The sequence below is a fragment of the Bradyrhizobium prioriisuperbiae genome, assembly GCF_032397745.1.
Classification (GTDB): domain Bacteria; phylum Pseudomonadota; class Alphaproteobacteria; order Rhizobiales; family Xanthobacteraceae; genus Bradyrhizobium_A; species Bradyrhizobium_A prioriisuperbiae.
Genome location: NZ_CP135921.1, coordinates 1,459,503 through 1,484,480, shown reverse-complemented (window position 1 = coordinate 1,484,480; position 24,978 = coordinate 1,459,503). Strand labels below are relative to the sequence as shown.

Genomic DNA, 24,978 nt, shown 5'->3' with positions numbered 1-24,978 from the left:
TGCGCTAATCCTACTGAGTCAGACGGTCGCAGTCATTGAGGCTGAGAATCAAGTAATTGAGGAGATTCAATATTTGGCGCGCGGAGGGCCGGATGAATCTCGATCAGGGTGGGGATAGCGAAACGCGGTTTGCGGAGTATGTAGCCGGTCTTGGAAGCGTGATCGGTCACGTGGAGCGGACGAGACCGCTGCGCGACTATTGCACGGGCCTGATGCTGCCTGGGGAACGCAAGAGCGTGGAGCCGATGGCGGCGCGGACGGCTCCAGCGCGCACGGCGGCACAGCATCAGTCGTTGCTGCATTTTGTCGCCAACGCGGCCTGGTCGGACGAGGACGTGCTGACCAAGGTGCGCGATTTGGTGCTGCCGGCGATCGAGAAGAGCGGGCCGATCGAGGCGTGGATCATCGACGACACCTCGTTCCCCAAGCAAGGCAAGCATTCGGTCGGCGTGCACCACCAATATTGCGGGCAGCTCGGCAAGCAGGCCAATTGCCAGGTGGCGGTGTCGCTCTCGATCGCCAATCATGCCGCCAGCCTTCCGGTGGCCTATCGGCTGTACTTGCCGGAAGCCTGGACGAAGGATCGTGCCCGGCGGAAGAAGGCAGGCGTGCCGAAGCAGATCAAGTTCAAGACTAAGCCGCAGATCGCGCTGGAGCAAATCCGCTGGGCCTGCGAGAGCAGTCTGCCACGCGGCGTCGCGCTGATGGATGCGGCCTACGGCAGGGACGCGCGGCTGCGTGCCGGCATGACAGAATTGGGCTTGCCTTACGTGGTCGGCATCGTGCCGACCATCTTGATGTGGGCCCCTGGCAGCGGCCCGCGGCGGATGGACAAGCCGATGAACAACACCGGCCGCCGCGACGAGCCCGAACTGGTCTCGGCCAAAAAAGTGGCACTCAGTCTCCCGAAGCAGGCCTGGCGCACGGTGGCGTGGCGGGAAGGCTCGGCCGACCAGCTATCCTCGCGCTTTGCGCGGGTGCGTGTCCGCGTCGGGTACAACAAACTGATCCCCGAGAAGCTGTCGCCGGAGTGGCTGCTGATCGAATGGCCGGAGGGCGAAGCAGAGCCGACCAAATACTGGCTCGCCACGCTGCCGGAGAACGTCAGCTTCACGCAGCTCGTCAATCTGGCCAAGCTGCGCTGGCGCATCGAGCGCGACTATCAGGAGCTCAAGCAGGAGGTCGGGCTCGGTCACTACGAGGGGCGCGGCTGGCGTGGCTTCCATCATCACGCAACCCTGTGCATCGCGGCCTACGGCTTCCTGATCGCCGAACAGGCGACGATTCCCCCCTCAGAAACTTGTTCCGCCGCGCCAGTCCAGGTCCCTCCCTTACCCGACAATTATCGACCCAGAGGATCTGCCCTTGCGGCCTGAACGCCACGTCCCGAACTCGATCGCAACCATGCGCGTGCGGTTGAGCCGGGCCCTCAGCAAAACAATCATACGATGCCCTTGTTGCGGCGCCGTCGCAGCATCACCCACGCGCAGAAAAATCATGACGCAGTAAGACTAACCCGCCCTACACGCCGAGATTCAAGTTACGCCGTCTCCAGCGCCGCCTGCAGGTCCTCGATCAGATCGTCGCGGTGCTCGAGGCCGGCGGAGAAGCGGATGAAACCTTCCGAAATTCCGAGCTCCGCGCGGGCTTCCGGTGTCAGGCGCTGATGCGTCGTGGTCGCCGGATGGGTGACGATGCTCTTGGAATCGCCGAGGTTGTTGCTGATCTTCGCAAGCTTCAGCGCGTTCAGGGTGCGGAACGCCGCCGGCTTGCCGCCCTTGACCTCGAATCCGATCAGGGTCGAGCCGGCGCGCATCTGCTTTTTCACGATGGCGGCCTGCGGATGATCGTCGCGGCCGGGATAGATCAGCCGCGAGATTTTCGGGTGCTTGGCCAGTTCGTCGGCGATCGCGGCTGCGCTCTCGGTCTGCTGCTTCACCCGGATCGCCAGCGTCTCCAGTCCCTTCAGCAGCACCCAGGCATTGAACGGCGACATCGACGGGCCGGTCTGGCGCAGGTAATTGTGGATGTGGTCCTGGATGAACTGCTCCGACGACAGGATCACGCCGCCGAGGCAACGGCCCTGGCCGTCGATATGCTTGGTCGCCGAATACACCACCACGTCGGCGCCGAGCTGCAGCGGGCTCTGCCAGATCGGCGTGGCGAACACGTTGTCGACGATGAGCCGCGCGCCGCCCTTGTGCGCGATGTCGGCCACCGCGGCGATGTCGACCACCTCCAGTGTCGGATTGGTCGGGCTTTCCAGGAAGCAGCTGCGGGTGTTGGGGCGCATGGCCTTCTGCCACTGGTCGAGATCCTGGCCGTCGACCAGGGTGGACTCGATGCCGTAGCGCGGCAGCAGGTCTTCCACCACATAGCGGCAGGAGCCGAACAGCGCCTTGGCTGCCACCACGTGATCGCCGGTGCGCAGCGGGGCCAGGATCGCGGTGGTCACCGCGGCCATGCCGGTGGCGGTCGACCGCGCGGCTTCCGCGCCCTCGAGCTCGATCATGCGCTGCTCAAACATCGCGACCGTCGGGTTGGAAAAGCGCGAGTAGAGGAAGCCGGGGTCCTTGCCAGTGAAGCGCGCTTCGCACTGTTCCGCGCTGTCGTAGATGAACCCCTGGGTCAGGAACAGCGCCTCGGATGTTTCGCCATATTGCGAGCGGAGCGAGCCGCCATGCACCAGCCGGGTTTCGGGGCGGTAGTGGGCAGTGGCAGAGGGGGCTTTCGTTGCCTTGTTTGAAGGCGTTTTGGGTGACTCGGACATCGTGACTCCAGACTGGCCAACCTGAGTTGGCCATAAAAAAACCGGCCTGAACAAGCGTTCGGCCGGGATCACATGTGTCCCCGGCCTGTTTAGCGATTTATTTAACGTGGCTGCAAGCCGGCCGGCTCAAATGACCACGGGATAAGTCGCCGTCTTAATCCGGGGTGGGCTTTTCGTCAAGACGGGCTTCAGGTAACCGATAAAAGCCCTTATTTTCGTGGGTTAGGTGGAGCCAAACGGCTTCCAGCGGGGAGCCAAGGGGAACTCAGGGGCCCGATCGTGACATTGCCGTTGCCAGCCGATTCCAAAGGAATTCTGCCCGATCGCCTGATCGCGGCGATGGCGGATGCCGGCGTGATCCTGCCCGAATACCCTTTTGTTGAAAGCCAGATCCAGCCGGCCAGCCTCGACCTGCGGCTCGGCAGCACGGCCTTCCGCGTCCGCGCCAGTTTCCTGCCGGGCCCCGGCGCCACCGTCGCCGAGCGCATCGACGATCTCAAGCTGCACGAGATCGATCTGTCCAATGACGCGGTGCTGGAGACCAATTGCGTCTACATCGCGCCGCTGCTGGAAAGCCTGGCGCTGCCGCCCTCGATTTCGGCTGCGGCCAATCCGAAAAGTTCGACTGGCCGGCTCGACGTGTTCACCCGTGTCATCGCCGACGGCACCCGCCGCTTCGACATGATTGAAGCGGGTTATCATGGTCCGCTCTATGCCGAGATCAGCCCGAAAACCTTTCCGGTGCTGTTGCGCGAGGGATCGCGGCTGTCGCAGATTCGCTTCAGCGCCGGCGATGCATTGCTCAACACGGCGGCGCTGGAAGCCCTGCACGCCCAGGAGAAGCTTGTCGACAGCGACCATGCCGATCTCAGCAACGGGCTGGCCTTGAGTGTCGATCTCTCCGGCGAGGGATCGAACGGCTTTGTCGGCTACCGCGCCAAGCGTCACACCGGCGTCGTCGACGTCGACCGCCGCGGCGGTTATGCCGTGGATGAATTCTGGGAGCCGATCAAGGCCCGCGCCGATCGTAGCCTGATCCTCGATCCCGGCGAGTTCTACATCCTGGCTTCCAAGGAGGCGGTCCAGGTGCCGCCGGATTTCGCCGCCGAGATGGTGCCGTTCGATCCGCTGGTCGGCGAATTCCGCGTGCATTATGCCGGGTTCTTCGATCCCGGCTTCGGTTATGCCGGTGCCGGCGGGCAGGGCTCGCGCGCCGTGCTGGAGGTGCGCTCGCGCGAAGTGCCGTTCATCCTCGAGCATGGCCAGGTCGTGGGACGGCTCGTGTACGAGAGGATGCTGTCGCGACCCGACGCGCTGTACGGCCAGCGCATCAGTTCCAACTATCAGGGCCAGGGCCTAAAACTGTCGAAGCATTTCCGCGCGCCCTGATCCTGCGCGCCGCTACAACCCATCCTCAATCCGGCTTTCTGTCCTGTATCGTCGCACGCGTGGCGACCAGGCGCGTCAGCATGGCCAGAAACTGATCTTGCTCACGCGGGGTGAGCGCCGACAGCACTTGGGCATTGAACGCGAGGCCCTGTTTCGCGGCGTTCTCGGCGGTCGTGTGGCCGGCAGGCGTGAGGCTCAGCTCGACGGCGCGCTTGTCCCGGAGCGAGCGCTTGCGTTTCAGAAGTCCCGCAGCCTCGAGCTTGGCCAGGATCTTGACCAGGTTCGGCAATTGAATCTTCAGCGCCCCGGCAACCTCGGTCTGCGTCACCGACGGATTGTCCTGGACGACCATCAGGATCGACTGTTCGGCGGGAGAAAGGCCCAGCGGGGCGAAAAATGCGAAGAAGTCTTCAAAGATCTGAAGCTGCAGAATCCGGATCATGAAGCCCGGCGTCTGCCGCAGTGCGGTCAGGTCGAGATCGTCTCGCCCGGCCTTCTCCGCTGCGCCCGCGGCGGGCGTGTCGTTTTGCGTGGAAGTTCCATTGGACTGTCCCATTCCGAACGTCTGCCTCCGTGCGTGAATTGACACCTCCGAGAATAATTATATACTATAACCATTCTCGAGCAGCACGAATTGACCGCCCATCAGGTTGTAGACGCAAGGAGGCCTCATGGGACAGGTTTTTTGCCGGGCGGAGGGCGACGGCTGCTGGCCACTTGTCAAGGAATCGTCCCGATCGCGCAGCCGCGTTGCCGCGGTGGTTTCCATTCGCTGTTTTTGAAGGTTGAATCATGAAGCTCGATAATCTGTCTGTGTTGATTACCGGTGGCGGCTCGGGACTGGGCGCCGCGACCGCACGTGCGATGGCTGCCAAGGGCGCGCGTGTCGCGGTGTTCGATCTCAACACGGCGGACGCAGAGGCCGTCGCCAGCGAGATCGGCGGGCTCGCGATCACGGGTGACGTCACCAGCGAAGAGCAGGTTCGGGCCGCTGTCGCGCAAAGCGAGGCGCGTCACGGCATTCCCCGCATCCTGGTCAACTGCGCCGGCATCGGTGATGCGATCAAGACCGTGGGCAAGAACGGCGTTCATCCGCTGGCTGCATTCCAGCGCGTGATCAACATCAATCTGATCGGGACGTTCAATGTGATCCGGCTTGTCGCCGAACGTCTGGTGACGACGGAACCTGTGAGGGAGGAGCGCGGGGTCATCATCAATACCGCCAGCGTCGCAGCGTTTGATGGACAAATCGGGCAAGCTGCCTATTCCGCGTCGAAGGGCGGCATTGTCGGCATGACATTGCCGATCGCGCGTGACCTCGCCCAGTCGCTTGTTCGCGTCAACACCATCGCGCCCGGCCTGTTCCTCACGCCGTTGCTGAAGGGCCTGAGCGAGCAGGCGCAGAAAAGCCTCGGCGCCCAAGTCCCGCATCCCTCCCGTCTCGGACACCCGGACGAATACGCCGCGCTTGCCGTGCACATCGCGGAGAACCCGATGCTGAACGGCGAGACCATCCGGCTCGACGGTGCCATTCGCATGGCGCCGCGCTAATCCAGCATGGCCAGTGGCCGCGACAGCGAGGAACGCGCGAACTTTCGCGGCGCCACCGGCTTGCCGAACAGGAAGCCCTGCGCGAGATCGAAGCCCATCTCGTGCACGGCGATGAGGTCGGCGCGCGTCTCGACGCCCTCGGCGACGGTTCGCGCGCCGTAGCTGTTCGCCAGATCGATGATGCGGCGGCATACGCTGCGTTTCAGGCTGTCGTCGGCGCAGCCGCTGACGAATTTGCGATCGACCTTGATCTCGGTGAACGGGAAATCGTTGAGCCCCATCAGCGAGGGCCAGTCCGTGCCGATGTCGTCGATCGAAACGGCGATGTTGTGAAAACGCACCTGCTTGGCAACATCCACCAGCAGGTCGAGCCTGCGGACGATGTCGGTGCCGTTGATTTCGATGATCAGTCCGCTGAAGGCCGGATGGTTCGGCATCTGCAGGCAGAGCCGGTCGATCGCCTCCGGATCTTCGAGGAACGACGCCGGCAGGTTGATCGACAGATCCACGGGGCCGCTGTGGCCAAGAAAATAGCGCCAGTCGTCGATCGCCTTGCCGATCACGAATTCCGACAGGCCACGGAAATTCGGATCGCCGTCTTCGGGAATGAAGTAGGCCGGCGGTACCACGCCCCACGACGGATGCCGCATCCGGATCAGCGCTTCCGCGCCGCGCGATATCAAGGTGCGCGCGTCGACCTTGTGCTGGTACCACAGCTCCAGCCAGCCCGATTTCAACGCCTCCGCCACGTCCACCGGTGCGCTCGGAGCTCCGTCTGCCGGCAACAGGCCGGCGACGCTGGCGCGCAGGCTCTCGGCGCCGAATGGCGTGGCGAGCGTCGGCCGCATCACAAGCCCCAGCTCATGGCCCAATTGCCGGATCGCCGCCACCACGGGCGAACCTGCTGGGCCGAGTGCGAGGACCTGGCCCTCGAACGATTGGGCGGCGAGGCACGTCAGCACGTGGCTCGCTTCCACCCCTCCGGCCGACAGTCCCAGCACCACGAGGTCGATGTGCTGCTGGGCGAGCCGCGCATCCAGCTCCTGCGCATCCCGGCATTCGGTCGTGAGCAGTCCCAACTCTTCGAGCGCTTCGACCAGAAATGTACGGATGTGTTGTTTGCCGTCGAGCACGCAGACGCTCGGCATGATCTTGCGCCGTCCGAATGCGACGAACCTGGAAGGTGCTTTGGAAGGTGTTTCTGATTTTTGATGTTGCATCGAATCACCGGCTGTTTTGAGCGCATCCTTCCTAGCGAGCCGACGATCCCAGATTAGGGAATAGTTGGGGCTATGCACCGCTATGCCCCGGTAAGGTTAAGCCCGCCAATGTGATTCAAATTTTCTGCAGATTGAAAGCAATGTGCCGGGACAGCGGTAGCGCCTCGTTCGGCGGCGATGCGAGGGCGCAGCTTCTGCTGGAAAATAGCCGGTTGTCTCGCCCCGTTCCGCCGCACTAGCTTGTCACGACCGGTGACCAGCAGCCTCGTCGTACAATCTCAAACACGCGCCGGCCTGCTTGCTTGGTGCCAGTTCTGTGACATCAAATCGGCATTTTCGAAATTGCGTTTACGTTGTTCAACGCGCGATCGATCATGCCGTCGTATATCGCCCACTCCTGCCGCGAATTCTCGATGCTGATCTTGGGGATCTCGACATCCGCAAACAGCTGATCGGTGAGTGCCCGATAGTGACGATAAAGGACGATGAGGCCGTCGAGGCCCGCCAGGCCGCGCCTCTTTGCGTACGGCGATTCCAGTTTCCAATTGATCTGATAGTTCACCCATGTCTCGCCTCGCTGCGTCGAGACGGCGTGAATTGCGCTGTCGACATCCTCCTGGTGAAAATAGACGAGCAGGGGGCTCGGAGGCTTGATGACTGCGACAACGTCCCGACAGTATCCGGCAATCAAGTCGAAATCGGCTTCGAGCAAGAATAGCGTCGTCAGATTGCCGTGGAAGAGTTGTCCGTCGACAACAGATACGCGTTCCATCGCCAAGGACCTGTCGACGAATGAGCGCCACTTGGCGATGCACGAATTGGCAAGCTCGGCCGGCTTCGTCTCACTCCAGGGCAAGTTGGAATTCAGACGGATCGGATGTGGACGAACCCCTTCGGTGATCCCGATTGCGGGGATGCCCTGTGCATCCAGCCTGCGAGCGATGCTCTGGGTGTTGGTTGATTTGCCGGAGCCCATGATCCCCTCAACGATCACGAGCCTGGACCAGACGCTGGTCAATGGCGGGGTCACGGCGGAACGGTCCTCTCCGGTCTGGACGAACTGCGGGGGCGTGAGCAACACCACGTCGAGCGCCTGATGATAGAGGTCGCTGAAGACGGGGCACAAAAGGAAAAAAGCTGCCGGGCGAGCGTAGCGGGCTTGATCAAAAATCAGTATAAGCTGCGTCGTCTGGCGGTATCGGCCCCGCGCGAAGTGTCCACCTCATGGCCACATAACGCAAAGCGAGAACCAGCCAAGTCATTGATAATGCGGGCGTAGTTCAATGGTAGAACGGCAGCTTCCCAAGCTGCATACGAGGGTTCGATTCCCTTCGCCCGCTCCAATTCAAATTCTATCGGAAAAATAAGGGGTTCTTGGCATTTTCACTACTCTACTTTATGCGGCCTGTCGAAATCCCGTACAACGCCCATACAAATTTCAGTCGAATCCTTGCGCCAACGTGCTCCGAACGTCGAAATCGATGACGCATCACTCTAATCGGGCGCATGGGCGTATCTTCACATCGGCCGGCAGCGCGGCGGGGATTGACCTCATGATTGAGATCGTTCGCCAGGATTTTGGACCGCGCGCCGCCAATTCGGCATCCAGCCGGGTTGCGTGAGCGAACCATGTCTTTGGCCGGATCCATCCCAGTTCGCTCAGGAGATCGAGCGGACGAAGGCCGGCTCCTTCCCAATCGGACGGACCGGAGTGGAAATGAGTATGAAGCCCGATATCCGCTTCCATCGCCAGTTCGGCGAAGCGCCGCAAGAGCCTGTGGTTCGCATAGGGCAGCGAGGTCGGGCCGATCGCTACACGCAGCATCGAATAGGGCGACGGATCGTGATATCGCAAAATCGACTGCTCCTGGGCGTGAAAGATCGCGGCTTCGTCGTCGAGTAGATGATCCAGCCGCGCCCCCATGATGGGGCGAAGCCGCTCGGCGAGATCACCTTCGATGGTTGGCATCGATCCATGATGAAGATGAAAGCGCAGCCCCGCTCTCCTCACCGCTTCGATCTCGGCTGCAACGATCGAGCCGTCGTCCTTCGGGCGCAGATAGGAGCAGTCGGCCACCGTCGTGCACCCGCTGAGCAGAAGCTCGCAGCAGGCGGCCATGGTCGCCCAGTACATCATGTCGGCGTCGAGTTCAGCCTAGAGCGGATACAGTCCACCCAGCCAGTCGAGCACGCGACCCCGGTGCACAAACGGAACGCTCCGCGTCAGGTGCTGAAAGAAGTGGTGATGCGTGTTTACGAACCCCGGGAGCAGGATGCGGTCCGCGAGCGGAATCTGCCGAAAGCCAGAGGTGTCGATCTCGCGGCTGGGTCCGATCGCCAGGATCTTGCCGTCCTCGACCAGAACAGTGGCGTCGGCGATCGTGGAGGCAGGGTCGTCGCATGTGTAGACACGCGAGACCTTGGTGAGCGCAATGCGCTCGCGTGGCGGGCTCATGCAGCCTCTCTCGATCCGCTGATGGCGCGCGTCAGCGCGCTCGTATCGGATACCCATCCGAAATAGCGCTCGACGTTGAACAGCGTGGCCTGCTTCAGCTCCGGCGGCCCGGCCTGGTTTGTCGCGTCTTCCAGCAGCAGGGGAAAGTATTCGAGGCCGTAGGCCTCTCGCAGCGTGGTTTCGACACAGACATTCGTCGCGATGCCCGTGAACAGGAGGTTGCGAATGCGGTGTGCGCGAAGCACCTGGTCGAGATTGGTCCCGGAGAAGCCGCCATAGCGCGATTTCTGCACGACGATATCGTCATCCTGTGGACGAAGTTCATCGACGATCCGATAGTCCCACGTGCCCTCGGTGATCAGCGTCCCGTGCAGCTCGGGTCTCGACCGCATCAGCAGGATGGCCTCCGACTTATGCCACACCGGAGCCGACGGACCCGCCACAACCTTGTAGCCGGGATCGAAACCGCTTTGCAGAAAGACGACCTTCATGCCGGCGGTACGGACGAGCGGCAGCAGCCGGGCGGTCGCCTCGATCACCGGGCGCGCGCCCGAAATGTCATATCCGACCTTGTCCAGATAGCCACCGGCCGAGCAGAAGCCATTTTGCATGTCGACGACGATCAAGGCGATCTCTGAGAGACGCCACTCGACCGCGCCGGGTCTCGCGTCAATCTTCAGTACATCGGTGCTGGGCATCATGAAACTCGCAGTAGGAAACAGCGGTCGGCAGCGCCGAGCGCGCGCCGGACCGGTTTCAGATCAAAGCAATGTAGGATTTGGGTTCGACCCGAATTTTCGGCCGATCGAACATAAGCAAACTTAGCAAGAAGCGAGCCGGGGAGGAAGCTCTATTGCGGCGACATATGAACGCGTCCATCGATCGAGTGTCCTCATGTTGTGCAACCTGGCTACAGAACTGCTCAACATGCGGTCACCGGTGCGACGAAATGCTGAAATTGCAATGAACCTGTCTGCACAATGGATCGGCTTGACGGTTCGGATGGTGCATCACTATGATGCGACACGTGAACTCTCCGGCTGCAATGGGTAAGAGCCTGGCGTCGGATTCCAGCACACTTTGCGGAGTCCCCATGGCTAAAGACGGAAAGTCCTATCTCTCAAGTATCAGGGACGGTCGATCGATCTTCATCGATGGACGTCACGTATCCGACGTCACGACCGATCCGTGCTTTCGCAACGCCGTCGCATCTGCCGCGCGCCTGTACGACTACCAGGCCGCGCCCGAAAATCTCGAACAGATGACGTTTACATCCCCGTCCAGCGGGTCGCGGGTCAGCCTTGCGTGGCAGCTTCCGAAAACCTACGGCGATCTGGTGCGGCGCCGGCAGGCGCTCGAGCGATGGGCCGAGCTCTCCTGCGGCATGATCGGCCGCTCGCCCGATCACGTGGCTTCGACGCTGGCCGGCTTCCGGATGGGGCTTGCCGCGTTCTCCGAATGCGATCCGAAGCGGGCCGCGGCGCTCGAATCCTATTTCGAATATGCGCGGGACAACGATCTCTTCCTCTCCTACGTGATCATCAATCCGCAGGCGGATAAGGCGAAGTCGGCGGGGCAGCAGCCGGATCGGCATCTGGTCGCTTCCGTCGTCGACGAGGATGCCGAAGGCATCACGATCCGCGGCGCCAAGATGCTGGCGACCTCTGGCGTCATGGCGAACGAACTGCTGATATCCGGTTTCCAGGCCCTGCAGGCCGGAGACGAGGATTACGCCTTCACCGCGGTCGTGCCGGTTTCGATGAAGGGGCTGACGCTGATGTCGCGCCGCAGCTACGAGCAGAGCGCGACATCGTCGTTCGATTATCCGCTGTCGTCGCGCTTCGACGAGAACGACGCAGTGGTCTATTTCGACGACGTCAAGATCCCCTGGGATCGGGTCTTCGTGTTCAAGAACCTGAGGATGGCGAGCGCGCAATGGCACGATACGCGCGCCCATGTCTTCCACAACTACCAATGCATGATCCGCCTGATGGTGAAGCTGAAATTCCTGCTCGGTCTCGCCAGGAAGATCGCCGAAACCAACAACATCATCAATCATCCGCAGGTGAGGGATACGCTCGGCCTGGTCGCCGCGAAAGTCAGCAATATCGAGGCCCTCGTCATCGCGATGGAGCTGAAGGGCGAGAATTTTCACGGCTACTACGTGCCTGACAGGTCCATCCTCTGCACGGCGCAGGTCATCGCGCAGACCACCTATCCCGAGGTCGTCGAGACCATCCGGTCGCTTTCGGGCGGTGGGATGATCATGGTGCCATCGTCCTATGCCGACTTCGAGCATCCGGAGACCCGCGCCATCATCGGCAAGACACAGCGCTCTCCCGTCGCCTCCTCCGAGGAGCGGGTCAAGCTGATGAAGCTGGCATGGGATGCCGTCGGATCCGAATTCGGCTCGCGCCATCTCCAGTACGAGATGTTCTATTCGGGTCCCCCCTTCGTCACGCGCGGCAATTCGTTCCGCTTCTTCGACTGGGATGCCGTGAAGGGCGCGGTCGACGACTTTATGTCCTCCTATGGACTTCCGTCCGCGCAGGAAATGCCGGACGCCGCAGAGTAGAGCAATGTCGTTCACTCCTGAACAAGCCAGACGCTCGGCATTCGTCGAGCATGGACTGTCCTCGCTGCGGATGGCGGCCGACGGGCCGCTCGCCGGCCTCACCTTCGCAGTCAAGGATCTCTTCGACATCAAGGGATACAAGTCCGGCTGGGGAAATCCGGATCGGCTGCGCGATGCTTCCGAAGCCGTGGCGACGGCGCCGGCGGTATTGGTGCCGCTGATGGCGGGCGCCGAGATGATCGGCAAGACCCACACCGACGAGATCGCATGCGGGATGTTCGGCATGAACCCGCATTTCGGAACGCCGCTCAATCCGGCGGCGCCGGGGCGCGTCCCGGGCGGCTCATCGAGCGGATCAGCGTCGGCGGTGGCCGCAGGTCTCTGCGATTTCGCCTTGGGTACCGATACGGGCGGCTCGATCCGCGTGCCGGCCAGCTTCTGCGGACTGTTCGGCTTGCGGACGACGTTCGGCCGGATTTCGACCGCGGGCGTGATGCCGATGGCGCCGAGCTTCGACACCGTCGGCCTGCTCGCGCGCGACGTTGGCACGATGCGGCGTGTGGCGGACCGCTATTTCGGGCCTGCGGGGCGGCGGATCGCGTCGCGTCTCCTGCTGGCGCGCGATGCGTTCGAGATTCCGGTTCAGGCGGTGGGCGAAACGCTGTTGGCCGTCGCGCAGTCCATGGGGCCCGCGCGCGAGACAAAACTGTTTGCCGGCGGTGTCGACCTCTGGCTCGATACGTTCAGGCTGCTGCAACTGCACGATCTCTGGGCCACCTTCGGCGCCTGGGGCAGGATGCCGAACCGCATGCTGAGCCCCATGGTCGCGCAGCGCCTCGATCTTGCGGCGACCGTCGATCCCGCGAAGCTGGCCGAGGCGGTCGTTCAGCGCGAGCGTCTGACGGATGCCCTTGTCGAGATGCTCGGAGACGACGGCGTCATCGTCCTGCCGACCGCTCACGACCTGCCTCCGTTGCTGGATGCGCCGCTCTCGAAGCAGGTCGAGTTCCGCGAAAGGACCCTGGCGCTCACCTGCGTCGCCAGTCTCTGCCGGCTTCCTCAGATCAACATCCCTGCCGCCGTTGTTGACGGCTGCCCGGCGGGGCTCTCCTTGATCGCCGGTCCGCGGAAGGAACATCTGCTGCTCGATGCTGCGGAGCAGTTGGCGGCTCGCACATCATGACGACGCGAGATGGCAGGCGCGATTTCGTCGGCTATGGTCGCAGCGTTCCGCGGGCCAGATGGCCTAACGATGCACGGATAGCTGTCGTCGTCGTGCTCAACGTCGAGGAGGGCGCCGAGCCGTCGATCACCGACGGCGACGGCGCGACGGAGACGGCGCTGACCGATGCGATCGCCGGAGAGGTGCCGGCCGGCTCACGCGATTTCGTCGCGGAGTCGCTGTTCGAATACGGCTCGCGCGTCGGTTTTTGGCGTCTGATGAGGCTTTTTGACGAGAGGCGCATCCCGATTACGCTGAATGTCTGCGCGCAAGCGGTCGAACGCAATGTCGAGATCGCGGACGCGATCCGGTCATCCGACCACGATCTCTGCTGCCACGGCGAGCGCTTCGCGCGCCAGTTCCTGATGACGGCAGAGGAGGAGCGGGCGGTCATCGCCAATTCCGTGCGCAGCCTTGAACGGCTGGTGGGGCGACGGCCGCTCGGCTGGCAAAGCCGGTATTCGCCGAGCAGCCGTACCCGTGCGCTGTTGGTCGAGCATGGCGGCTTTCTCTACGATTCCGACAGCTACGCCGATGACCTGCCTTACTGGGTCGATGTCGGCGGCGGCGACCATTTGATCGTTCCGCACAGTTTCACCAACAACGACAACCGGCTTGCCACCGCCAAGCTGGCAACCGCCAACGATTTCTACGATCATCTCGCGTCGGCATTCCGCGTGCTCTACGCGGAGGGCGCGGCGGCGCCGAAAATGATGACGGTCAGCCTGCACTCCAGGATTTCCGGCCAGCCGGCTCGCTCCGAAGGCATCGCAAGGTTCCTCGATCTGGTCGGCTCGCACGAGCGGGTCTGGATCGCGAAGCGGTCGGACGTGGCACGCCATTGGATGAAGACCCATCCCGCGGGGAGCGCTGCATGACGCGCGCGGGACGCATCCTTATCCGGGGCGGCACGCTGCTTTCCGCCGATGGCGTCACCGGAAGGAAGGACGTGCTTGTTGTTGATGGCTTGATCGCTGACGTTGGCGAGCCGGGCACGCTTTGGGATGAGAGCGCGCTGGTGCACGACGCCACGGCCAGATTCATCTGCCCGGGCTTCGTCAACGCCCACACCCACGGCCACGCCAACCTGATGAAGGGAGTGGCCGACGCCTGGACGCTGGAGGCCTCGCTCACCAACGGTCCATGGCTTGGCGGAAAGCGTGATCCTGCGACGATCTATCTGTCGACCCTGATCGGTGCGATCGACATGCTGTCGAAAGGCTGCACCGCCTGCTTCGACCTGGTCTACGAGTTTCCGCAGCCGACCCGAGAAGGTTTCCTGGCCGTTGCGGCAGCCTACCACGATGCCGGAATGCGGGCGGTACTCGCGCCCATGGTCGCGGACAAGAGCCTTTTCCAATCCATCCCCGGATTGACCGACGCGCTTCCGCCGCAGTTGCGCGAGGAAGTCGGCAAGATGGTGCTTGCGCCGAGCGACTCGACGATGGACGCCATCCGTCAAATCGTTGCGGCCCGTGGCGAGTTGCCGTCCGGCGTCACGCTCGCGATCGCGCCGACGATCCCGCATCACTGTTCGGAACAGTTCTTGCTGAACTGCTGCGATCTCGCGGTCTGCCATGATCTTCCTATCCATATGCACGTGGCGGAGTCGCGCCTACAGGCGGTCGTCGCACGACGGGTGTATGGCGTCTCGGCCGTCGCCTATCTCGCCGATCTCGGGATACTCTCGCCAAAATTCACCGCAGCGCATGGCGTCTGGCTCGATGAGGCCGATCTCGACTTGCTGGCCGAGCACGGCTGCTCGATCGCGCATATCCCCGCCAGCAATTTCCGCCTCGGCTCCGGCATCGCACATGTGAGGCCGATGCTCGAGCGGGGCATCAATGTCGGCCTCGCAACCGATGGTGCCAATTCGTCGGATGCGCTGAGCATGCTTCAGGCGATGCGCTTGGCGTCGTACGGCGCCAGGGCGATCGCAAGTGCGCGCGAAGATTGGTTGTCGGCTCGAGAAGTCCTGCGGCTCGCGACCAAGAACGGCGCTCGCATTCTGGGACATGAGGCCGGAAGGATAGCGCTCGGCCTGGCGGCCGACCTTGTCTTCCTCGATGCCGAGCACGTGGATTTCGTGCCCGCCAACGACCCCGTCAACCAGCTCGTGACCTGTGCCGATTCCGCTGCGGTCACAGATGTCATGGCAGGCGGGGTGTTCAGGGTGCGGAACCGGAAGCTTGTTTCCATCGATCTCGCGGACCTGGGGGAGCGCGTCTCCGGCAGCCTGGCCGATCTCACCGTCACCATGTCCGGCGTGAAGGCGCTCGCGTCGCAGCTCGAACCGCACGTCGTCGCCTTCGCGCAGCATCTTTCGCGCGAGCCTCTTGGTTTCGATCGCTTGGTGCGCCCGAAGGCGGAGGCGTCGTCATGATGGTCGCGTCGACGACAATAGAGATTGCCGACCTGCGCCGTGCGTGCGGCAGGTTTGCCACGGGCGTTGCCGTCGTGACGGCATGTCATGGTGGCCAGGTCGTGGGGATGACCATCAATTCCTTCTCTTCCGTTTCGCTCCAGCCGCCGCTGGTGTTGTGGAGTCTGCGGAACGGCGCCAAATCGCGTCAGGTTTTCGAGACCGCTGCGAGCTTTGCGATCAGCATTCTTTCCTCGGAGCAGGCAAGGCTGGCGCGATGTTTTGCGGTTGGCAGCCTCGAAGGATTTGCGATGGCGGAAACGGTCGCCTCGCCGGGCGGACTGCCTTTGATCGCGGGCGCCATCGCGCACATGGAATGCGCGACCTGCGACATCCGCAACGGCGGCGATCATCGGATCATCATCGGAAGCGTCAACAGCCTAGCCGTCCACGAGGGCGCGCCACTGCTGTTTTACGGCGGACAGCTTCTCTCGGATACGAAGAACCTCGAACAACTGGTAAAATCATGACGGAAGGAAATTCGGGTTCTCGCAGCAAGACAAGAATTGGCGACATCACGCCGTCCTCGAACGAAAACCTCTCGAAGCTGGCACGACAGGCGCGCTTCGAGATGGATTGCCTGGGCTACCCCGCACGGAGCTGGGTGCTCCCGCGTGTCCACCGGGGCCAGGGCGTGCCCGATGCGGTCATCGTTGGCGGCGGACAAAGCGGGACCTCGATCGCGTTTCGGCTGCTGCGCGAGCAGGTCTCGAACGTGCGCGTGCTGGACAGGAGTTCAGCCGGCATGGAAGGTCCCTGGTCCACATTCGCCCGAATGCATTCGCTCAGGACGCCAAAGCACGTGACCGGACCAGACCTCGGGATTCCGAGCCTCTCGGCCGAAGCGTGGTGGGAAGCAAAGTTCGGCAGGCAATCCTGGCTGGACCTGGACAAGGTACCTCGCACCGAATGGCATCACTATCTGAACTGGGTCCGCGACGTCGCCGGGATCGACGTCACCAACAACGCTGAGGTCTTCGACATCGAGCCATTGCCGGACGGGCTGCTGGCCGTTCACGCGAATATTGGCGGCGGCATGCAGACGCTGTATGCGCGCAACGTCGTTCTCGCGACCGGCATCGAGGGGTCCGGCTCGTGGACGACGCCAAAATTGATCGAGCAGTCGCTGCCGCGTCACCTATACGCGCACACCTCCGAGGCGATCGATTTCACCCAACTGTCCGGACAAAAGGTCGTCGTGATCGGCGCAGGCGCGTCAGCCTTTGATAATGCCGCCACGGCGCTGGAGCATGGTGCAGCGTCGGTGGAGTTGCTGGTCCGCCGCAAGGCTCTTCCCGTCGTCAATCCTAACAGGTGGATGGAGTTCGCGGGCTTCCTGCGTCACTTCGGTGACCTCGATGACGCCAGGAAATGGACGTTCATGAAGACGATCTTCGACATGAACCAGCCGCCGCCGCAGGAGACATTCGACCGCTGTGCAAAGTTTCCGAACTTCTCCTTCAGGCTCTGGATTGCACCGGACCAGATCGGCGTGGAAGACGGCAAGGTCGCCATCACTGTCGATGGCGAGAAGAAACTGTTCGATTTCCTGATTGCCGGCACGGGCTTCACGGTGGATCTCGGGACCAGGAAAGAGCTCGCCCGATTTTCCAACAAGATCGCGCTCTGGTCGGATCGCTATACGCCCCCGCCGGGCGAGGAAAGCGCTGTTCTTGGCGCCTATCCGTATCTGTCGGCTAACTTCCAGTTCACTGAAAAGGTCGCAGGCTCCGCGCCATTCCTCCGGAACATGTTCTGCTACACGTTTGCGGCGATGCCGAGCCTTGCCTGCTCGGCCGGCATCTCGGCCTTGAAGTTCGGGGTCGAGCGGGTTGCCGCGGGAATAAGCCGTGCGCTGTTCGTGGAGGACGCCGATTCCTATCTCGTCTCCCTGAAGTCTTACAACGAAGTCGAGCTGGATATCGGTGGCCCGGAAAAGGCGGCGCCGGGTGCCGGGGCGCGAGTGGCATGATCGAAGAACGAGAGAGCGGAGAGCAGTATCGTGGTTAGCGTAGAAGACCGATCAAAGCGCCTGCTCGAATCGGCGCAGAAAATCCAGAGCCCGTTCGTGCTGGATGAAAGCCTCTGCCTGTACAGTCCGCAGGACAACGTGGACTCGCTCCAGCATCCCCGGATCGTGGAGTGGATGAAATTCGTCGAGTACGAGTACGAGCCGCGCCTGCCGAAGGGTACCAGGAACATCCTCCTGTTCATGCCATGCACCAAGACGAAGCCTTATCCGTTCTCGTCGGAGCACAAGGCGATCAACCAGCGCCTGCTGGACGAAGGCTTCAAGCCGTCGGGCCGGATCTATCTGCCACAGGAGTTGCAGGCGCGGCTGGAGCCGCCATTCTCGCAGGAGGTGCTGAACCTGTCGCCGCTCGTGAATGGCGCTGGGACTGTGGTGCATCGCATGGTGATTTCGGAGCCGCTCGGCGTCGTGCCCTATGAGCATATTGCCGAGTTCAGGGGCAAGCAGTCGCCGGCCGTCTCTTACGACGATCCTGGCCTGTTCGAGGGCCGCGGCAATGCGGTCTCGCCATGGCGCTCCGATTGCACGGCCAAGCGCTGCTCGGCGACGCGCTGGGAATGGGGCCGGGAGGAGCGCAGGCACTATGTGCTGATGCACAACGCGATGGCAGAAACGGTGGCCAAGGTCGTAGCCCGGATCGATCATCACTACGACGACATCATCGCCTGGGTGGCGCCGGGATTGACACATCGCAGCTTCGTCCTGGCGCGCGACGAGCGGTCCGCGAACAATGTCCCCGCGACCAGGCAGGTCGGAAGCAAGAAGATGGAACTGGTCGGCGCCAACGACCATCTGCCGGGCAAGCCGATCTGCAGCTTGCCGACCCGGGAGCAATGCCGGGTCGCCCTCGAGCGCCTTGCGGGCCGGCTGAATGTAAGTGTCGCGAAGGCGAACGGGATCTATGCGCGCGGCGGCGTGGGGGCGACGCCATTGGCGCTTCCCGAGCTTCTCGACGCATTGGTTGAACGGATCGGCCGGGTGTCGGCTGAGGAAGTGACGGAGAAAGCATGGAACGCACGGCTCTGAGAATAGGCGTCAGCGACTCCGACCGGACGCGCCCACTCGTATCCGGCGAAGTGGAGATGGAGGGGGTCGCCGCTGACATCGAGGTGATGGGCGTTCAAGTCCTGTTCAATCGGCAATTGACCGAGCACACCTTCGACTGCTGTGAATTTCCGCTGACTTCGTATCTGCGGACACTGGAGCGGCCCGACAGGAGATATGTCGGCCTACCGGTGTTTCCCTCGCGCCATTTCCGGCTCTCCAGCGTCTTCATCAACAAGACCAGGGGTATCCGGTCTCCGGCCGATCTCGCGGGCCGAAGGATTGGTGTGCCGGTCTTCGACATGGCTGCCGCCGTGTGGCTGAGAGGCATCTTTCACGATCAGTTTGGCCTCGACCGGGCATCGCCGATCTATGTGGCCGGTGGCCTCGAGGCGCCGCGCGCGGGCGATGAGCATCCGCAATTCTATCCGGCCCGATTCAAGCACGAGCAATGCACGGACCGCAGCCTGGCATCGATGCTGGCCAGCGGAGAGATCGACGCGCTCTACACGGCGAGGGCGCCGAGCACCTGGCCTTCCGCGACCGTCGGCCGGCTGTTCGAGGATCCTATGACGGCCGAGCTCGGCTATTTCGATCGCACCGGAGTATTTCCGGCGATGCATCTCGTCGCGATCAAGCGCTCGATCGTCGAGAAGCACCTCGACTTGCCGATGGCCGTCTTCAAGGCGTTCGCGGCGGCGCAGGAGGTGGCCCAGTCGAAGCTTGCGGACAGCACGGCGCTCTCGACCATGCTGCCCTGGCAGCTCGAGAATCTGTTGCTCGCCAAGCAGCGTCTCGGCGCCGACTATTGGCCGGCCGGCGTCGCGAAGAACAAGGCGATGCTGGAGGCGATCATCCGCTACATGGCGGAGGACGGCCTGATCGAGAAGCAATTCGCGATCGAGGATATTTTCGAGGGCGCGGACATCCTCGCGACCTAAGCGCCGCCTCACCGACAACCAAATCCTATGTAGCCAAGCGAATTCTGAAAAGGACCGAAGATGAGCCGCAATGCCGTAGCCACGATTGACATCAGTTCTTTTATCCATGGAGACGCCGCCGCACGAGCCCACGTCGCGAAATCCTTCGGGGCCGCCTTCGAGAACAACGGGTTCGCGGTGATCGTCGGGCACGGCATTTCGAACGATCTGATCCAGAGCACCTATGATGCGGCGAAGCTCTTCTTTGCCCAACCGCTTGACGAGAAGCTCTGCTACACCGTGCCTGAAGAAGCCAAGAGTCGCGGCTATCTGCCGGCCGGCATTGAAAGCGTGGCGAAGACACTGTCGGGGGAGACTCCCCCCGATCTCTGCGAGGCCCTCGTCTTTGGTGCGCTACACCGGGAATTGCGAGGCCAAGCCGGAAAGCCAAACTTCTGGCCCACCGAGCCGAAAGAACTGCGTCCGCTCATTTCCCAATATTGCCAGGCAATGGAGGAACTGACGGGCTATCTCGCCCGCATGTCAGCTCTCGCCCTCGATCTGCCCGAGCACTACTTCGACGCGGCTTATTCCGACGCGTCTCTCACGCTCCGATTTGTCAACTACCCGGACGAGGAAACGCCGCCGAAGCCCGGCCAGATGCGCTATGGCGAGCATCATGACTACGGCGGGCTGACGGTCTTGCGCCAGGATTCCGCGCCCGGCGGGCTGCAAATCTGGGATGACGGCGGCTGGCACGACGTTACGCCCATTCCTGAATCGTTCGTCATCAATGTCGGCGACTTGATGTCCCGGTGGACCAATGGTCGTTGGCGGTCGACGCTCCATCGCGTGATCAATCCGCCGCGGAATTTAACCGGCTCGACGCAGCGCCTGTCCATGGTGGCGTTCGTGGGACCCAACGAAAACGCCGAGATAGCCTGTCTGCCGACCTGTTCGGATGCGGCCCATCCGCCGCAGCACGAGCCTGTCATTGCTGGTGACTACATCAAGTCCAAGATTGCTGCGTCGATGGATTTGACGCTCGCGAAATAGATCTCGGCAGGCAGAGCGCAGCCTACGTGGCTGCGTTCTCGGCCAGCAGGCTGCGTACGGCCTTGAGGATGTTGACGTAGCCGGTGCAGCGGCAGAGGTGGCCCGAGAGGTGGGCGACGATCGTATCGTCGTCCGCCGGAAGCCTGGCTTCGACCATCGAATGCACGGTCGCCAGCAGGCCGGGCGTGCAGAATCCGCACTGCAGGGCGTGGAATTCCTGGAACGCGGCCTGCACCTTGTTCAGTCCGACGTCGGGATTGAGGCCCTCGATGGTAACGATGGATGATCCTGCGGCCTGGACCGCGAGGAGGGTGCATGACCGCGCCGGCTGGCCATCGATGATGACGGTGCAGGACCCGCAAACGCCTTCGCCACATCCGATATGCGTCGCCACCAGCTGCAGGTCGTCGCGGATGAAATCGCACAGAAGGGTGCGGGACGATACCGAGCGGGAAACCGGCTCGCCGTTCACCGACATCGAAACGACGTGCATATCCTCGGCGACGTCCATTGCTAGTCCCCTTTGATGCAAGTGCAGCGCCGCGTCGCCTTTGCCAGCGCGTTTCGGACGACCGTGCGCGCAGCGGTCTGACGGTATCGGTCGGATGCGTGAAGATCGGTCCGGCTCGGCCACGGCGTTCCTCCACTGCGGTTGCCGCCGCGGTCGCAAATGCGGTTTCGTGATTGTCGAGATTGACTCCCTGCAGGAACGCCTCGGCCGCCGCGGCGCGATATGGGTTTGACGTCAGGCCGCCGATTCCGATGCGCGCCGAATGGATCTGTCTGTTCTTGACCTGAAGGACGACGGCAGCGCAGGCGATCGCGACATGGCCCGGGCGGAGCTGAATTTCCTCGAACGCCCACAGTTCGTGTTCGTCGAGAACCGGAAACTCGACGCCGACGGCCAATGTCAGCGGCGGCAAGGTTGTGCCCGCGGCTGCCGCATAGAGACGGGCGGCTCCGATCTTGGCTCGCCGCCTTCGTCCAGCACGACCAGGTCGGCGTCCAGTGTGCGGGCGACAACCGGCATCTCGCCGCCAGGATTGGCCTGGATCAGGCTGCCCACGACCGTTCCTCTCGATCGCACCTGCGGCACCGCCACCCATCGCAGCGCGTCGGCGATCAACGGGCATGCATCCATGACCGTTCGCGAGGCCTCGCCCTCGAACTGGCGGCAGGCGGCGCCGATCCGGAGCCGGCTATCCGATACCGATATGTCGCGCAGGTCCGCGCAGCCCATGATGTCGACGATCAGGTCCGGGCGCTGCTCGCGTGCGGCGAGCGCAGGGACGAGACTTTGTCCGCCCGCGAGCGCGCATGCCTTGCCCGGCCTGCCATGAACGCGGAGTTTCTCGGCGGCGTCCCTCGCATCCCTGGCACGATAGTAGCGAAAGCGGGCTGGCTTCATCGGCAGTTTCCGCGGGCGGAGATCGGGCCCGACGTCATCAGTGATCGCCCTTGTCCTCGTCCCAGACCTCGGGATGCGCCTTGATGTAGTCTTGCAGCAGCTGGTGGCAGGCGGGATCGTCGATTACGCGGACCTCGACGCCTTGGTCGCGCAGAAATTGTTCCGACATGTTGATCGTGCGGTTCTCGCCGATCACCACCCGCTTGACGCCAAAGGGGACCGCGGCTCCCGCGCACATGAAGCAGGGCGACAGGGTCGAGAACAGCGTCGATGTCCGATAGACCGAGGCGGGATATCTCTCCGCATTCTCGAAGCAGTTCATCTCGGCGTGGTGAATGACGCTATTCTGCTGAACGCGGCGGTTATTGCCCCGTCCCAGCACCTCGCCATCGCAGACCAGCACCGATCCGATCGGAATGCCGCCTTCGGCCATGCCGGCTTTGGCCATGTCGAACGCCTCGGCAAGGTATTTCAAATCATCCATGGGAAACTCCTGTCGCTTTTGCGTGCGTGGGCTCGTCAGTCGTGGAGGAGGTTTGCGATCCTGTCGCACAGACGGTGAAACTCCTCCGACGAGAACAGGCTCTCCGGCCGCGGACGGGGGAAGGGAATGTCCACCACCGCGGCGATGCGGCCGGGCCGCGATTTCATGACGGCGACCCGATCGGCCAGGAACACGGCCTCGTCTATTCCGTGCGTGACCAGCAGCGCCGTCGTCTTGCCGCCCATCCATATCCGCTGCAGCTCGAGATTCATTGTGCGCCTGAGGATCTGGTCGAGCGCGCCGAAGGGTTCGTCGAGCAGCAGTACCGAGGGATTGGTGACGATCGCCCTGGCGATCGCGACCCGCTGCCTCATGCCCCCTGACAACTCGCCCGGAAGCGAATTCTCGAAACCGGAAAGCCCGACGAGGTTGATCAAGGTCGCAATGTGGCTGCTCAGGCCGGCCACCGGACGGCCGACAATCTCAAGCGGCAGCGCGATGTTCTCGCTGACGCTCCGCCAAGGCAGCAGGGCCGGATCCTGAAACGCAATCCCAAGATCGCCCCTGGCCTGCACCTTGCTGACCGGTTCTCCATTCAAGGCGATCGTGCCGGCGTCCGCCGTTTCGAGGCCAGCGACAAGCCGCAACAGGGTCGATTTGCCGCAACCGGACGGTCCGATCAGCGCCGTGAGCGACCCCCGCGCGCAATCGAGCGAAACGTTGTCCAGCGCCTGCAGCACGCTGGTGCCTTGCCTGGTGCGCTTGGCGAAGCTCTTGGTCGCGCCTTCGACCAGGATGCCGCTGCCTTCGGTCGCAGCGGATTCGACAGCGCGGGATTCGGGAACGGCCCTCAAGGTCGCGGGCATAAACCACTCCGTTAGTGCCAGTCGTGCATCACGCGCGACGTGGTCGGTAGGCGCCAAAATTTCGGGTAAGCGGTCGACCCGATGTTCCGGGACAATCAGACCGTATCTCGAGGAAAGCAAAGAATATGCCGTCGCGCAATGTTGCTTTTCTCTCCGTAGATCGGGCCGAGATCGGATTTTTCGGTTCGGGGATGCGCGCCAGAATGCAGCACGGTGTTTAAGAACAAGGCAGTCCTTTCGATAGGTTTCAGATTCCGCGGGAATTTGTCTGAGCGCGCGATGCCACAGGCAGCCTAAATTCAGGGCTTGTTGCGCCGCGCCGGTCGGATACGTTCCCAGTGTCTGGACTCGAAAAAGAGAAGACAGGCTGCTCACCGATGTCGTGGCAATAGTCGGGCGTCGGTTGTGATTCGGGCGCTGTGGATGGATCGACGTACGCGCGTCGGTCAACTCGAACGCGGCACCTCGGGTACGAGCTCAGTCGCTGAAATCAGCAAAATCAATTTGGAGCTTAAGCATCGCGGTAGCGCCGCGGTCGGCATGGCCGGCCGGTGCTGCGTTGCCTGCTCGCAGAAAGGACGAACTGTATGAACTCCCTCATGAACCGTCGGCAATTCGGCGCAGCCAGCATCGGCGGCGCGGTAGCGGCGATGGCGGGCCGCCGCGCGCTCGCGGCCGCGCCGACGCCGATCACCTTCCAGGCCAACTGGCTGAATGATCCGGAATTCCTCGGCTACATGCTTGCGATCGACAAAGGCTACTACGAGGAGGCTGGACTCAAGGTCACCTATCTGCCCGGCGGACCGAACGTGATTCCCGAGGGCTCGCTGCTCACGCGCAAGTCCGACATCGCGCTTACGGCGCTGTTGACCACGGCGACCGCGATCGTCCAGAAGGGCGCGCCGCTGAAGGTGATCGGCACGCAGTACCAGAAAAGCCCGCTGGGCGTGATCGCGATGGCGTCGAGCAACATCAAGGGTCCGGCCGACCTCGCCGGAAAGACGGTCGCGGTGCCGACGCTCAGCGCCGACGTGTTCAAGGCCTTCGTCAAGTTGCACAAGGTCGAGAACGTCAAGATCGTGCCCTATGCTTTCAATCCGGCGCCGCTCATCAATGGCGAGGTGGACGCCACCGTGGACTTCGCGACCCAGCTTCCCTTCATCATCGAGCAGTCATCCGGGAAGAAGGCGTCGTATTTCCTGTTCGACGATCACGGCCTGCCGCTGCTGATCGACCTCGTGACCGTGACGACCGACACGCTGTCGTCGAAGCGGCCGGAGTTGCTGAAATTCCTGCAGGCCAGTCGCCGCGGATGGGCCGAAAACTTCGCCGATCCCTCGAAATATCCGGAACTCTACCATGACACCTGGTTCAAGGGGACAGGGTCGACGGTAGGCGCCGAGAAGTTCTTCAACGCCATGCAGCCGTCGCTCGTGAACCATCCGAAGGGCTTGTTCACGATCACGGAGGAGGCGATCGAGCAGAACCTGAAGTCGCTGAGCAGCGTCGGCGTCACCGGACGGAAGGACATGTTCGACACCAGCCTTCTGGCCGAAATCTGAGA

General features: G+C 62.7%; 23 protein-coding genes, 1 tRNA gene, 3 pseudogenes and 1 riboswitch. Of the genes and pseudogenes, 15 read left to right on the top strand and 12 right to left on the bottom strand.

The window, feature by feature from the left end; translation table 11 throughout:
- Window positions 1-92: 92 nt before the first annotated feature.
- Window positions 93-1,376 (top strand): IS701 family transposase, encoded by a 1,284-nt coding sequence (locus RS897_RS06940; RefSeq protein ID WP_315831101.1) that lies wholly within the window; start codon window positions 93-95, stop codon window positions 1,374-1,376.
- A gap of 164 nt (window positions 1,377-1,540) precedes the next feature.
- On the opposite strand, the gene RS897_RS06935 is transcribed toward RS897_RS06940, so the two are convergent.
- Window positions 1,541-2,770 carry an O-succinylhomoserine sulfhydrylase gene (locus tag RS897_RS06935; RefSeq protein WP_315835846.1) on the bottom strand — a complete coding sequence of 410 codons (1,230 nt, stop codon included), beginning with the start codon at window positions 2,768-2,770 and terminating at the stop codon, window positions 1,541-1,543.
- A gap of 68 nt (window positions 2,771-2,838) precedes the next feature.
- A riboswitch (SAM riboswitch) is annotated at window positions 2,839-2,918 on the bottom strand.
- Window positions 2,919-3,049: 131 nt separating this feature from the next.
- On the opposite strand from RS897_RS06935, the gene RS897_RS06930 reads away from it, so the two are divergent.
- The gene (locus RS897_RS06930; RefSeq protein WP_315835845.1) at window positions 3,050-4,159 is read left to right on the top strand and encodes a 2'-deoxycytidine 5'-triphosphate deaminase; all 1,110 of its coding nucleotides are present in this window, start codon (window positions 3,050-3,052) and stop codon (window positions 4,157-4,159) included.
- A 25-nt stretch (window positions 4,160-4,184) separates the two neighbouring features.
- On the opposite strand, the gene RS897_RS06925 is transcribed toward RS897_RS06930, so the two are convergent.
- On the bottom strand, window positions 4,185-4,715 hold the full coding sequence (locus RS897_RS06925) for a MarR family winged helix-turn-helix transcriptional regulator (protein WP_315835844.1): 531 nt from the start codon (window positions 4,713-4,715) through the stop codon (window positions 4,185-4,187).
- Between the two features lie 236 nt (window positions 4,716-4,951).
- On the opposite strand from RS897_RS06925, the gene RS897_RS06920 reads away from it, so the two are divergent.
- Window positions 4,952-5,710, top strand: a complete 759-nt coding sequence (locus tag RS897_RS06920) for an SDR family NAD(P)-dependent oxidoreductase (protein WP_315835843.1) — start codon at window positions 4,952-4,954, stop codon at window positions 5,708-5,710.
- Here RS897_RS06920 and RS897_RS06915 read toward each other — a convergent pair.
- Window positions 5,707-6,858, bottom strand: coding sequence for an EAL domain-containing response regulator (locus tag RS897_RS06915; protein WP_315835842.1), 1,152 nt, complete (start codon window positions 6,856-6,858; stop codon window positions 5,707-5,709). The two genes, RS897_RS06920 and RS897_RS06915, sit on opposite strands and share 4 nt — an antisense overlap.
- A 394-nt stretch (window positions 6,859-7,252) precedes the next feature.
- Window positions 7,253-8,014, bottom strand: a complete 762-nt coding sequence (locus tag RS897_RS06910; protein WP_315835841.1) for a P-loop NTPase family protein — start codon at window positions 8,012-8,014, stop codon at window positions 7,253-7,255.
- Window positions 8,015-8,199: 185 nt separating this feature from the next.
- Here RS897_RS06910 and RS897_RS06905 point away from each other — a divergent pair.
- Window positions 8,200-8,273 (top strand) — tRNA-Gly (locus RS897_RS06905).
- A 131-nt stretch (window positions 8,274-8,404) separates the two neighbouring features.
- Window positions 8,405-8,546 (top strand): annotated as a pseudogene (gene ftrA / locus RS897_RS42255) (transcriptional regulator FtrA); the annotation flags it as partial.
- A 41-nt stretch (window positions 8,547-8,587) separates the two neighbouring features.
- Here ftrA and RS897_RS06900 read toward each other — a convergent pair.
- The 3 genes and pseudogenes from RS897_RS06900 to RS897_RS06890 form a co-directional block, all read right to left on the bottom strand.
- Window positions 8,588-9,049: pseudogene (locus tag RS897_RS06900) on the bottom strand (amidohydrolase family protein); the annotation flags it as partial.
- Window positions 9,050-9,085: 36 nt separating this feature from the next.
- The gene (locus tag RS897_RS06895; RefSeq protein WP_315835839.1) at window positions 9,086-9,385 is read right to left on the bottom strand and encodes a hypothetical protein; all 300 of its coding nucleotides are present in this window, start codon (window positions 9,383-9,385) and stop codon (window positions 9,086-9,088) included.
- The gene (locus RS897_RS06890; protein WP_315835838.1) at window positions 9,382-10,083 is read right to left on the bottom strand and encodes an isochorismatase family protein; all 702 of its coding nucleotides are present in this window, start codon (window positions 10,081-10,083) and stop codon (window positions 9,382-9,384) included. The genes RS897_RS06895 and RS897_RS06890 overlap by 4 nt, the downstream gene beginning before the upstream one ends.
- A gap of 395 nt (window positions 10,084-10,478) precedes the next feature.
- Here RS897_RS06890 and RS897_RS06885 point away from each other — a divergent pair, with 395 nt between their 5' ends.
- The 9 genes from RS897_RS06885 to RS897_RS06845 are packed head-to-tail and all read left to right on the top strand — an operon-like array spanning window position 10,479 to window position 20,656.
- Complete coding sequence (locus RS897_RS06885; RefSeq protein ID WP_315835837.1) at window positions 10,479-11,960, top strand: 4-hydroxyphenylacetate 3-hydroxylase family protein; 1,482 nt, start codon at window positions 10,479-10,481, stop codon at window positions 11,958-11,960.
- 4 nt (window positions 11,961-11,964) lie between these two features.
- Window positions 11,965-13,143, top strand: a complete 1,179-nt coding sequence (locus RS897_RS06880; RefSeq protein ID WP_315835836.1) for an amidase — start codon at window positions 11,965-11,967, stop codon at window positions 13,141-13,143.
- Window positions 13,140-14,060: a polysaccharide deacetylase family protein gene (locus tag RS897_RS06875; RefSeq protein ID WP_315835835.1), complete on the top strand. Its 921-nt coding sequence runs from the start codon at window positions 13,140-13,142 to the stop codon at window positions 14,058-14,060. The genes RS897_RS06880 and RS897_RS06875 overlap by 4 nt, the downstream gene beginning before the upstream one ends.
- A complete protein-coding gene (locus RS897_RS06870) occupies window positions 14,057-15,565 on the top strand; it encodes an amidohydrolase family protein (protein ID WP_315835834.1) in 1,509 nt (502 codons plus the stop codon). The genes RS897_RS06875 and RS897_RS06870 overlap by 4 nt, the downstream gene beginning before the upstream one ends.
- Entirely contained in the window at window positions 15,562-16,074 is a 513-nt protein-coding gene (locus RS897_RS06865; RefSeq protein ID WP_315835833.1) for a flavin reductase family protein, read from the top strand. The genes RS897_RS06870 and RS897_RS06865 overlap by 4 nt, the downstream gene beginning before the upstream one ends.
- Window positions 16,071-17,576: an NAD(P)/FAD-dependent oxidoreductase gene (locus RS897_RS06860; protein ID WP_315838544.1), complete on the top strand. Its 1,506-nt coding sequence runs from the start codon at window positions 16,071-16,073 to the stop codon at window positions 17,574-17,576. Before RS897_RS06865 ends, RS897_RS06860 begins: the two co-directional genes overlap by 4 nt.
- Before the next feature lie 30 nt (window positions 17,577-17,606).
- Window positions 17,607-18,662 carry a hypothetical protein gene (locus tag RS897_RS06855; RefSeq protein ID WP_315835832.1) on the top strand — a complete coding sequence of 352 codons (1,056 nt, stop codon included), beginning with the start codon at window positions 17,607-17,609 and terminating at the stop codon, window positions 18,660-18,662.
- Entirely contained in the window at window positions 18,644-19,621 is a 978-nt protein-coding gene (locus RS897_RS06850; protein WP_315835831.1) for a substrate-binding domain-containing protein, read from the top strand. Before RS897_RS06855 ends, RS897_RS06850 begins: the two co-directional genes overlap by 19 nt.
- Window positions 19,622-19,681: 60 nt before the next feature.
- Complete coding sequence (locus tag RS897_RS06845) at window positions 19,682-20,656, top strand: isopenicillin N synthase family dioxygenase (protein WP_315835830.1); 975 nt, start codon at window positions 19,682-19,684, stop codon at window positions 20,654-20,656.
- 22 nt (window positions 20,657-20,678) lie between these two features.
- Here the strand turns inward: RS897_RS06845 and RS897_RS06840 are convergent, their stop codons facing one another.
- From RS897_RS06840 to RS897_RS06825, 5 genes and pseudogenes are all read right to left on the bottom strand, one after another.
- Window positions 20,679-21,167 carry a (2Fe-2S)-binding protein gene (locus RS897_RS06840; protein ID WP_315835829.1) on the bottom strand — a complete coding sequence of 163 codons (489 nt, stop codon included), beginning with the start codon at window positions 21,165-21,167 and terminating at the stop codon, window positions 20,679-20,681.
- 154 nt (window positions 21,168-21,321) lie between these two features.
- A pseudogene (locus RS897_RS42250) lies at window positions 21,322-21,564 on the bottom strand (hypothetical protein); the annotation flags it as partial.
- Between the two features lie 2 nt (window positions 21,565-21,566).
- A complete protein-coding gene (locus RS897_RS06835) occupies window positions 21,567-22,064 on the bottom strand; it encodes an FAD binding domain-containing protein (RefSeq protein ID WP_315835828.1) in 498 nt (165 codons plus the stop codon).
- A 37-nt stretch (window positions 22,065-22,101) separates the two neighbouring features.
- Entirely contained in the window at window positions 22,102-22,548 is a 447-nt protein-coding gene (locus RS897_RS06830; protein ID WP_315835827.1) for a nucleoside deaminase, read from the bottom strand.
- A gap of 35 nt (window positions 22,549-22,583) precedes the next feature.
- Window positions 22,584-23,864 (bottom strand): ABC transporter ATP-binding protein, encoded by a 1,281-nt coding sequence (locus tag RS897_RS06825; RefSeq protein WP_315835826.1) that lies wholly within the window; start codon window positions 23,862-23,864, stop codon window positions 22,584-22,586.
- A 137-nt stretch (window positions 23,865-24,001) separates the two neighbouring features.
- Between RS897_RS06825 and RS897_RS06820 the strand changes: the two genes are divergently transcribed.
- Entirely contained in the window at window positions 24,002-24,976 is a 975-nt protein-coding gene (locus RS897_RS06820; protein ID WP_315835825.1) for an ABC transporter substrate-binding protein, read from the top strand.
- The last annotated feature ends 2 nt before the right edge of the window (window positions 24,977-24,978 follow it).

Bases quoted from the DNA above. Each gene is read 5' to 3' on its own strand.
- RS897_RS06915 (WP_315835842.1), bottom strand. From the start codon at position 6,858: ATGCCGAGCGTCTGCGTGCTCGACGGCAAACAACACATCCGTACATTT.
- RS897_RS06820 (WP_315835825.1), top strand. From the start codon at position 24,002: ATGAACTCCCTCATGAACCGTCGGCAATTCGGCGCAGCCAGCATCGGC.
- RS897_RS06875 (WP_315835835.1), top strand. From the start codon at position 13,140: ATGACGACGCGAGATGGCAGGCGCGATTTCGTCGGCTATGGTCGCAGC.
- RS897_RS06860 (WP_315838544.1), top strand. From the start codon at position 16,071: ATGACGGAAGGAAATTCGGGTTCTCGCAGCAAGACAAGAATTGGCGAC.
- RS897_RS06925 (WP_315835844.1), bottom strand. From the start codon at position 4,715: ATGGGACAGTCCAATGGAACTTCCACGCAAAACGACACGCCCGCCGCG.
- RS897_RS06880 (WP_315835836.1), top strand. From the start codon at position 11,965: ATGTCGTTCACTCCTGAACAAGCCAGACGCTCGGCATTCGTCGAGCAT.
- RS897_RS06940 (WP_315831101.1), top strand. From the start codon at position 93: ATGAATCTCGATCAGGGTGGGGATAGCGAAACGCGGTTTGCGGAGTAT.
- RS897_RS06890 (WP_315835838.1), bottom strand. From the start codon at position 10,083: ATGCCCAGCACCGATGTACTGAAGATTGACGCGAGACCCGGCGCGGTC.
- RS897_RS06870 (WP_315835834.1), top strand. From the start codon at position 14,057: ATGACGCGCGCGGGACGCATCCTTATCCGGGGCGGCACGCTGCTTTCC.
- RS897_RS06845 (WP_315835830.1), top strand. From the start codon at position 19,682: ATGAGCCGCAATGCCGTAGCCACGATTGACATCAGTTCTTTTATCCAT.
- RS897_RS06840 (WP_315835829.1), bottom strand. From the start codon at position 21,167: ATGGACGTCGCCGAGGATATGCACGTCGTTTCGATGTCGGTGAACGGC.
- RS897_RS06835 (WP_315835828.1), bottom strand. From the start codon at position 22,064: ATGAAGCCAGCCCGCTTTCGCTACTATCGTGCCAGGGATGCGAGGGAC.
- RS897_RS06895 (WP_315835839.1), bottom strand. From the start codon at position 9,385: ATGAGCCCGCCACGCGAGCGCATTGCGCTCACCAAGGTCTCGCGTGTC.
- RS897_RS06935 (WP_315835846.1), bottom strand. From the start codon at position 2,770: ATGTCCGAGTCACCCAAAACGCCTTCAAACAAGGCAACGAAAGCCCCC.
- RS897_RS06850 (WP_315835831.1), top strand. From the start codon at position 18,644: ATGGAACGCACGGCTCTGAGAATAGGCGTCAGCGACTCCGACCGGACG.
- RS897_RS06885 (WP_315835837.1), top strand. From the start codon at position 10,479: ATGGCTAAAGACGGAAAGTCCTATCTCTCAAGTATCAGGGACGGTCGA.
- RS897_RS06920 (WP_315835843.1), top strand. From the start codon at position 4,952: ATGAAGCTCGATAATCTGTCTGTGTTGATTACCGGTGGCGGCTCGGGA.
- RS897_RS06865 (WP_315835833.1), top strand. From the start codon at position 15,562: ATGATGGTCGCGTCGACGACAATAGAGATTGCCGACCTGCGCCGTGCG.
- RS897_RS06830 (WP_315835827.1), bottom strand. From the start codon at position 22,548: ATGGATGATTTGAAATACCTTGCCGAGGCGTTCGACATGGCCAAAGCC.